The 1,614-nt window shown below is 65.7% G+C and carries 1 protein-coding gene and 1 pseudogene; both read right to left on the bottom strand.

The annotated features are described in order from the left end of the window. On the bottom strand, positions 1-802 hold an 802-nt coding region (locus AvAM_RS03435; RefSeq protein WP_137745773.1), incomplete at its 3' end, for a HAMP domain-containing protein. 337 nt (positions 803-1,139) lie between these two features. Continuing rightward, positions 1,140-1,614: pseudogene (locus AvAM_RS03430) on the bottom strand (methyl-accepting chemotaxis protein); the annotation flags it as partial.

Genomic DNA, 1,614 nt, shown 5'->3' with positions numbered 1-1,614 from the left:
GGCGCACCTCGCTCACCACTGTGCGCAGCCGTGTGGCCATGCCCGACAGCGAGCGCAGCATGTGGCCAAACTCGTCCTTGCGGGTGGACTGCAATTCCTTGGTCAGATCCCCAGCGGCAATCGCGTCGATGGTTTCGACGGCCTGGTCCAGCGGCACGGTGATGGAGTGAACCAGGCGCCAGGCCAGGAAAATGCCCACAGCCAGCAGCACCATGGAAAGGATGATCCCCGAGATGGCGTTCTCGATGCGGCGACTCGTGGCATCGGCGCGGATAGCGTCGCGGCGCTTTTCCAACGCGGCCACAAAGTCGTCCTGGGACTTGAGGTACTTGGTAACCAGGGGGGCGAACTCGTCGTCGGCATAACGCTGGGTGGCCACGGCATCGCCCGCGCCTTTCAGCTCCCAGGTCTTCGCGGTGGCGGCCAGCACGGCCTTGCGGGCCTCCAGCACCTTGTCGAGCGCTGCTTTTTCCTCCGGCGCGGTGGCAGACGCGACGATCTTTTCCTGCACCTTGTTGATGTTGCCAATGATCTCCTTGACCTTGGCGCCGTACTGCTCGGCGAGCACGGCATCGGTGGTCACGGCGCCACCCATGACCATGGTGACGGCGGTTTCGGTAGCGCCCCGCCAGCGCACGGCCGAGGAGATGCGCTCCTCAATCTCGAGGATGCCGTCCATCGCGGCCGCCATCGAATTGTTGCCCCGGTTCTGGGCAAAGCTCGACAGCAGCAGCATGCCGATCATCAGACCCAGGAAGGCGCCCCAGAGCTTGCGGGAGACGCGGATATTGTCAAGTTGCATGGTTGGTGTTTCCTCGTGGACCGGTGATGCCTTTCTCATGTTCTGCGCATGGCATGCAAGAAACATTCGATTACATCAACGACAGGCCATAGCCTACGCCAGCCCGGCACGCTGCCGGGCCCGCATCCCACCGGGAAATACCCGCATCCAAAAAGCGCCAGAAATGCGCGAACGAAAAAGCGGCGAACACCACGCCGGGGCTCCCGCCAGGCAGCGCCAGTCTGGCGGGCCCGTCTTGGCACCACGGGTTTGAGCAAAAATGGGCTGCTTCCGCGCTACCAGATTGCCTGGGTAGCTATCAATTCAGGAGTTCCCACACCCCACCGGGCGGGCCGGGTCAGAAGCTCTCCCATTCGTCGTCGTTGCCGCCTGCGGCAGCCCGGGGAGCGGATGCAGGGGCGGACGAAGCGGAAGCGGCTGGTGCTGCCTTGGGAGCGGGCGCCTTGGCAGCAGGCAGGCGCGCAGGCGCCGGCGCAGATGCCTTGGATGAAGCCGACGCCACGCGCGGAGCGCTGGTCGCGGCCTTGGCCACCGCAGGCCGTGGCGCTGGTGCTGCCCGGGGTGCCGCTGCCGGAGCCCGCGCCGCCACCGCGCCCACGTTGAACACCGACACCACTTCCGCCAGCCGCTGTGCTTGGTCGCGCATCGAGGCCGCTGCCGCTGTCGATTCCTCCACCAGCGCCGCGTTCTGCTGGGTCATCTGATCGAGGTGTGTGACCGCCTGGTTGACCTGGGCGATGCCGTCGCGCTGTTCGGTGGACGATGCCGTGATCTCTCCGATCAGGTCGCTCACGCGCTGCACGCTGGCCACA

It is taken from the genome of Acidovorax sp. NB1 (assembly GCF_005405905.1).
In the GTDB taxonomy this organism is placed as follows: domain Bacteria; phylum Pseudomonadota; class Gammaproteobacteria; order Burkholderiales; family Burkholderiaceae_C; genus Acidovorax.
The sequence above is the reverse complement of the archived record's forward strand: the minus strand, read 5'-3'. Positions and strand labels throughout refer to the sequence as shown.